We start from the raw sequence: 7,625 nt of genomic DNA, 5'->3' as shown, positions 1-7,625 counted from the left end.
TGTATGCAATCTTAATTGATTTTGGTCAGAACGCAATGTCTAGCTACCACAGTCTGCCTTGAGTAACTTGAAGTAATACTGAAAACGGGATCGCTCAAGTGCTATTTATAGTTCTTTTAAATAAGAATGAGACGTTCAGTAGCACGCGAATCACTCCTACATTTAAGGTTGCATACAGCGCTTTTCTATTTAGTGAACCACAATTGATTATTGATTTTTAATTCGTCTGGCTCCCTCAATGTGGTTTATTAATCTCAAAAGCGCTGTAAGGCAATTTGCGTAAGTCTTATCGAAGCTGAAAGGCAAGCATTCAGATCAGGGGGTTGACAAAGGAGAAGAGATGGGTAGGATTAGGATTGAAGAATCGAGATCGAAAGGCCAACCATCCCCAAGAGCCGAGAAGACTTAGAGCCGATGCCGAAGTCGGCCCTAGTTATAGATAGTGTGGCGGCAAAACGAAACTATAGAACAACTCAAACGCGCTTAAGTCAACCTATTTCCAAATAAACTTTAAATCCAATCGGAAACCTGGTAATACCTCCTCACCAGTAATAATCTGGGGAGATTGTAGAATCTCTTTTGCTTGACCAGAACGGTAAATCTCAACCTGTTGATCTTGATAGTTAATCAACCAACCGAGGCGACAGCCATTATCCATATATTCCAGCATCTTCTTCTGTAGAGATGTCAGAGAATCAGTTTTGGAACGCAATTCAATCACAAAGTCAGGACATAGAGGTGGAAAGGTTTCTTGTTGGTCAAGAGTAAGGCTGTTCCATCGGTCTGAGCTAACCCAAGCTGCATCAGGGGAACGTCCTGCTCCATTGGGGAGTTGAAAGACAGTAGAGGAGTCGAAAACTTCCCCACGTTGGGTCTGACGATTCCAAGCTTGCAGTTGGTAAGTTATATCAGCATTACGCCTACCAGTATTTCCTCCTGTTGGGGGCATAACAATTAGTTCTCCATCAACAGTCAGTTCCAACCGCAACTCCCGGTTAGCTACTGCAATTTTCTCAAATTCTCGGTGGGTTAACCTGAGGACTGGTCGCAGGTCAAGAGTTAAAGGGTTCATTTTCCCTATTCCAAGTTCTGTTTACCATCAATCTAAACGATTGAGAAGCTGTGGAATTTTGAGCCGTTGCTGTTGTTTCATTGATTCTGGGAAACTTAACTCGATCGCAATCGAATCAACAGATCCGGTATCAACTAAGTGCTCTATAGTTTCCACCTGAGCCACAAAACTCAGATCGTTTATGTGATTAGATTCCTGAGTTACCAGTAAACTGATCACAGGTTTAGTTTGCTGCATGATCTCGAGATTGCTAATCTGCCTACCATCTAATTCCAAGCGTAAATCATGAGTGCCAATTTCAGTGATTGTCGCGCTCACGGAATCGTTTTTCCAGTAATCCCAATATAATTGCACTGTTGTTTGAACTTGTTGACGTACCTTGGTCTCTTTAGCTGGTCGGAATTCACGGAAGACTCGTCTGATACTCGTAGCAATAAACTTAAGGGATTCCAGAGGATGGTCTGTCTCAGATCGTTTCTGGGAATACCACTCATTGACATCAGAATAAATAACTAAGACCAGATCATCTTGCTGAGTACGGGTGAGCTCAATAAAATCAACAAATAGCCTCACCTGCTCCCCCATGGCAACTTCTCGCACCACCCGCCCTCGGAGCAGGCACTTGTGTCCGTAGTCTCCTTCGAGTTCCACTCTGATTTCATCAGGGATGTTGGGTCGGGTATTCAGCAGAATTTGGACGCCACTTTCACTAATATTAACGGTTTCACCTCTCCAACTCTGGTGTGGAGTATGAATCACAGCTGTTAACTTCCTTGGCATCCGGTGGGCTCGACGGAGTTGGGGTTGCTCGAAAGCAACTAGACAAGCAGCCATCAGCAGGATTAAGTTAAAAATAGACCACAACACATTAACAATCACCGCTTGGCTATCTTCCGGTCTTAACCATAGCCACAGGGGTACAGTAAACAAGGCAGCAGTAGCCAAGGCACCGACTAACACCAAGTACCTGACTGAATCAAAATCAAAGCTGCGCTTGGTAACATTCATCCCTTTATCGGTAACATTGAAAGACCCTAACTTAGGATTAATCAGAGCTAAGATGGTAACGATTCCTGCCTGGAATGACAGGGCAAATTCAAAAATCTCGTTCCAGAAGGAGAAACGGACGTGCTTGTAGGGAATGTGGTTGGTCTGCATCGATAAGATAACGTGAGGCAGAGCATAGCACAAGGTTTCATAACCCAGACCTTTAACCGAATTGATGCCAAATAATAAGAATAGAGTGGGTGCGATCGCATACATCAATCGGGGGAAGCCGAAGAAAAAGTGGGATGTGGCACTCATGTAGCACAACCGTTGGGGCAGGCTCAAATTCACCTTCCGGTTGAATAAGGGATTTTCCAGGCGCAGAATCTGAGCCATTCCCCTTGCCCAACGTACCTGTTGACCGATATAGGCCGAAAATTTTTCTGGCGCTAAACCTGCCACCATAATCTTGTCGTAGTAGACCGACTCGTAACCCTTTGAGTGCAGACGGAAGGCAGTATGGCAGTCTTCGGTAACGGTTTCGGTGGCAATACCTCCGATTTCCATGACGTGGGTTTTCCGAATCACCGCCGCAGACCCACAAAAGAAAGCTGCATTCCAGAAATCATTGCCCTTTTGCAGCACTTTATAAAACAGTTCATTACCCACAGGTATTCTGCCTTCTGTGAGCAAATTACGCTCAAAGGGATCTGGGTTGTAGAACCAGTGAGGTGTCTGGACAAAGGAAACCTTAGGGTTAAAAAAGAAGCCAACAGTTTCTTTCAAAAAGTTTTTAGCGGGAATGTGGTCACAATCCAGAATAAGGACTAAATCCCCAGTGGTTTTGTGAAAAGCTGTGTTGATATTACCAGCTTTAGCATGGTCATTGTTATCCCGAGTCAGGAGTTCGCAGCCTAAATCCTCACACATTTTGCGTAACTTTTCCCTACGCTCTGGATACTTTCTGCCATCATCAAGGACATAAACCGATTTTTTATCAGCCGGATAGTTAATGGCTACAGCCGCTAAGGTTGTTTTGCGGACAATTTCGATATCCTCGTTATAGGTAGGAATGTAAATATCAATGCTAAACCACTCCTCTTGGGGAGTATTTTCTAAACTAACGGCTTGACGTTCTTTGATTTTTAAAGTTTGAAAGTAAGCCAAGAATAAGGTAGCGATCGCATAAAATTCTGCTCCATACAACAGCAAGCAAAAAACGATATTCAGCCACCCTTCAAAATTCAGGGTATATCGAGTGCGGTAATAAAAATAGCGTAAGGTAGTGAAAGCGCTAAGTAAAACCAACAATAAGTGGAGATATTCACTGGTTTTACGATTTGGTTTATCTTCCTCCATCTGAATAATAACTCGTCCCACCAGGAACAAAATTACACCAAGCAACCCTTGTTGCCAAATGGGTGGGCGAGCAGTAATTAGAGGAATGAATAGCAAGAGTAAGGATACAATCAGCAACAGCAATTGACCGCGACTTAGCCACTGTAAAATCTGGTCACATATATGGGGTAAGTCTTCCACTACCCAGACTGTTAGTTTCTGTCGCTGTTGGGGTGACGTCACCAAGCCTCTGCGACTTGGTTTTGACCTAATCTTTAAAAATGGAATAGTCATTAATTTCTATCCCTAGCCATTTTTTGTAGATAAAACTGAATAACACCGTAACTAATCAGGGTAGCAGCTATAATAGCTGGAGCTAACATCAACCAACTTCTTATTATGAAGTTAAAAATTTGCTGAGTCAAATCAGGTTTTTCCAGTTGACGCTTGCGCTCTTTATGGAAAAACTCCATATTATAAGAATTTTGGTCATAAATATCGGGATTTTCCGAGTTAGCACTAATTAGTACCGTGTCTCCCTTGATTTGAGAGAAGAGTGAGTCTTGGTTTAATAAGTCTTGGACTTTCTCTAAGCCTTGGTTAGTTTGAGCAATTAGAGCAAGCATCACCCGTTCTTTATTCCATGGCGAGATAATTTCTTTGATAACCCCATCATGATCAGACCAGGTTTGAATCTGACTATCACTGCGCTGCCGTGTCAAGAAATTTTTTAATTTAAAGCCACCAGAGGAAAAAATTTCGGGAAAAGGAAATTTATTTTGAGTCCCAATTCCTACCAGATGATGGTCACTACGTTCTTCAGTGGGTAAAGAATCTTTTGTGTAAACTGATAACTCGATTGATTCCGCTTTGCTTAACCGTCCCAGTCTGTTAGTGAACTGTAGTAATGTCATCAGTACACTGCTTGAGGGGTCTTTTGGTACCACAATAACTGTCTTGGATAAATCCTGAGGAGCAGCAAAGGGGAAACCCGTTTTCAGCAACCCCAAATCTGGGACTTTGGCAACAGTACTGCGCTGGAGTTCAAAATTTGTATCACTGTGCAAGGTACCCCAAAGCTGTTGGTCAGTTACTTTGCTACAGGAGCGGCGTTCCCGAGCATCAAGACGAAAATCGACCTGGATTTTAGAATAGGGGTTAATTTTGTCATTAGGCAGGGGAATCCTCAGGGATTCTCTAGTTCCACCATCGATGGACTTTAGCTTTTTACCGATTAGAGCAATGCCATCTAGCTTGACTTCTACTACTGAGGTTTTGGGATTAATTTGGGGACTATAGCTATAAATTAGGTTCATATAGTTATCCCCCTCAAACTTATCATCCGGTAATGCCCGGAAGTCAATGGTAATGGGTGGGGAATCAGAACCCCTGACTGTGATATCCTCAATCGGCTGATTGTAGGGAGTTTTGAGGTCGCTGAGCTTGAATGTGGGTTCTAGAGGTAAATAGTCTGGCCAATTCCGGGGTGCAGGGGTTGGCACTTCGTCGAGGTTTTCGACTAAGATCGCTTGACTGGTAGCAATTTGACGGTCTTTCGATTGCACTAAAAACTGTACTGCTTTCGCCACTCCTTCTGGTCCATTACCCGTTGCTACCAATACTGCGGCTTGATTGCCAGGAGTGGTGGTTAACATTAAGACCCCGACATCGGGGGGTAAGGCTTTGTCCTTAGCATCGAGAATCTTATTATTTCCGAGCGGAAGGGGTAGTTTCAGGGATTTGAGTTCTGGCTGTTGTTCTGGTGTGCCGATGATCACCAACCGATTACCAGAAAAGCGATTAATCCCCTTTCCACTTGCCTCTTTAACAGATTTCACCAAGGACGTATTCAGGCGACGATAATCCGCTAGCCTACCTAAGGAAGCTTGGAAACGAGCAGTGCTAGTTAACCAATTATGATCAATCTCCTTGGGCAACAGATAAGTAATTTGATTTGGTTCTAGACTAAGGTCATCAAAGATCGGGTAAGGATAGCGATTGAAGTCTAGAGAAACCGGTTGGGGTTCAAAATCAAAGACTATTTTTGAATCCGGCAGAATTTCTGTCCATAGGGAAGGATCATAGGGGTCTTGAGTACAGGTAGGAGAGTTATTCTGTAGCGCCGCAATTGTGATTTGGTTGTAGTTACGGAGTTGGTCTATGGGAATATTAAAGAGCACATTCCCAATTTCCCCTTTCTGGCGGTTGAGAGGAATACTGCCAACGCTAACACCATTAATTAGAACGGTAAGATTAGAGCGAGTAGCATAGAGCGCTGGAGAATGGCGAAAGCGAATCAAGGCTTTGACAGATTTGAGTTGCCAATCTCGGGGACGGGTAAACCCTAGCCGTGCTTCGTCATAGATGCCTTTTAAACTAAAACGAGAACCTACTACTGGGCTGCGATTGAATTCTAGGATGTACTGACCAGCAGCAGGAGCATTGATCTCAGGAGCTTTAGTTGGTGGGGAAGGTAGAGCAAAGGTAGGTTGAGATTTTTCCTTGAGTTCCTCGATGGTACTCTCTCTTAGGGTTTTGTTGGAATCGGTGCTACTGCCATCACTTTGAGCAGACACTAACCTTGTAGTTAACCCAATGGAAATACTACAGCTGAGGAATAATAGTAGGACTAAAGAATATCTTTGGAACGAAGGCCGAGGATGATCTGCTTTAGCATCGAACCTCCTCGATGTAGAGGCTTGATTAGCGCTTTGGTGACCATCTGATGGCTGTGACTTAGGAGTTTTTTTGGGTAGATGGCCAAAAGCCTTGCGAAAAAAGGGTGTCATCAGCAGAATGTTTAACTCTGATTACAAATTAATTTGCCGCATTGGATGTTTACCTCTTGATACAGGGCTAGCGCTACCTAATCCGGAGCAGGCTAGTTGCATTACCAGCGGTTGAATAAAAATCAGATACACCCTCAGATACACCCTTGACTGATGAGAATCTAGGGAACGGAATCCTCCCTATACCAACCTTTTTGATTGGCAAGCTTCTCCAGTCTTTGAGTTAAATTTACCACAGGCTTCTAGGACATTTTGCCTAGACTAAAAGTTCAGTAAAGTGGCTTGACAAATTTTATTTTATATGCATTGAGGAAAATCCTGGGATTGGGATCGGTTTTACAAATGAATTGTAAACAGTAATTACAGTTTTTTCCATTCCCAAAAATCTCGATATAGCTCTTGCCTGTTGCCTCTTGACTGTTGCCTGTTGCCTGTTGCCTCAGGGATTCTGTTTACAACTCAAATACAAATGGGAGAATTTCTGTTCCCATATTCCCGACTCCCGTAAGCTAATGCGCTACGCGCACGCGTGCGCGTTCAGCTATCAGTTATCAGCTATCAGCCAAAGGGCTGTGGCCAAGCTACTGTTCACGCAGCGTGCGCGTAGCGCAATCGGTACTTTTAGGTGCGACCCGTGGCGAATTTAATTTTTAATGGGTCAAGCGCACCTTTGAATAAAATAAGCTGACCGCTGACCGCTGACCGCTGAACGCGCACGCGTGCGCTTCGCGCATATGCTTACCTACTTCCTTTGCTATTGTGATCCAGATCACACCAATCCTTCTGGAAAATCACTAAGGTGGGTGAGCTAAGTCCGTGAACTAGAATTGTTGTGGACTGTAGTATATTCACATCAACTTTAAAGAAGTTTTAGATAACTGCTGGAGGAAATAAGTCATTATGACTACTCAACAAATTCGCTTCGCTACTATCACTGCTATTGATATCGCTCTGTTGTTTAGCGCCCCCCTGTTGGTACAATTCATTTCTCGCATGCCCTGAAAGTGTTTGAAGGGAGTAGGCAGTGTCGAGTAGGGTTAAGAAAATTTAAGCTACCTTGATAAATGAGGAAATAAGTAATTATGACTAATCAACAGATTCGCTTCGCCACTATCACCGTTATTGATATCGCTCTGTTGTTTACCGCCCCCCTGTTAGTACAATTCATTTCACGGATGCCCTGAGAGAGTTTCAAGAAATCAGGCAGTGTCGAGTAGGGTTAAGAAAATTTCAGGTACCTTATAGAGTAAAGGGAATAGGGAATAGGGAATAGGGAGCAGGGAGTAGGGAGTAGGGAAGAAAAATTATTAAAACTTCGACACAGATTGTTATCAATAATAATATAAAGGCCGTTGCGTCGGTCTTGTAATGAATAGGAGTAGAGTGGGCATCCTGCCCGCAGGAAAATAAGCATGAAACTGGCATCTTGCCAGTTTCAT

4 protein-coding genes are annotated in these 7,625 nt (G+C 43.5%); all 4 read right to left on the bottom strand.

Features of this window, described 5'->3' with window-relative positions; translation table 11 throughout:
• Nucleotides 1-493: 493 nt before the first annotated feature.
• Complete coding sequence (locus F6K52_RS28480) at nt 494-1,072, bottom strand: Uma2 family endonuclease (RefSeq protein WP_293086565.1); 579 nt, start codon at nt 1,070-1,072, stop codon at nt 494-496.
• Between the two features lie 27 nt (nt 1,073-1,099).
• Nucleotides 1,100-3,691 carry a UDP-forming cellulose synthase catalytic subunit gene (gene bcsA / locus F6K52_RS28475; RefSeq protein WP_293086562.1) on the bottom strand — a complete coding sequence of 864 codons (2,592 nt, stop codon included), beginning with the start codon at nt 3,689-3,691 and terminating at the stop codon, nt 1,100-1,102.
• A complete protein-coding gene (locus F6K52_RS28470; protein ID WP_293086559.1) occupies nt 3,691-6,186 on the bottom strand; it encodes a cellulose biosynthesis cyclic di-GMP-binding regulatory protein BcsB in 2,496 nt (831 codons plus the stop codon). Before F6K52_RS28470 ends, bcsA begins: the two co-directional genes overlap by 1 nt.
• Before the next feature lie 1,239 nt (nt 6,187-7,425).
• On the bottom strand, nt 7,426-7,625 hold a 200-nt coding region (locus F6K52_RS28465; RefSeq protein ID WP_293086556.1), incomplete at its 5' end, for a hypothetical protein.

It is taken from the genome of Moorena sp. SIO3H5 (genome assembly GCF_010692395.1).
Lineage (GTDB): Bacteria > Cyanobacteriota > Cyanobacteriia > Cyanobacteriales > Coleofasciculaceae > Moorena.
Note: the sequence above shows the minus strand (reverse complement) of the source record. Positions and strands in the feature narration are given on the sequence as shown.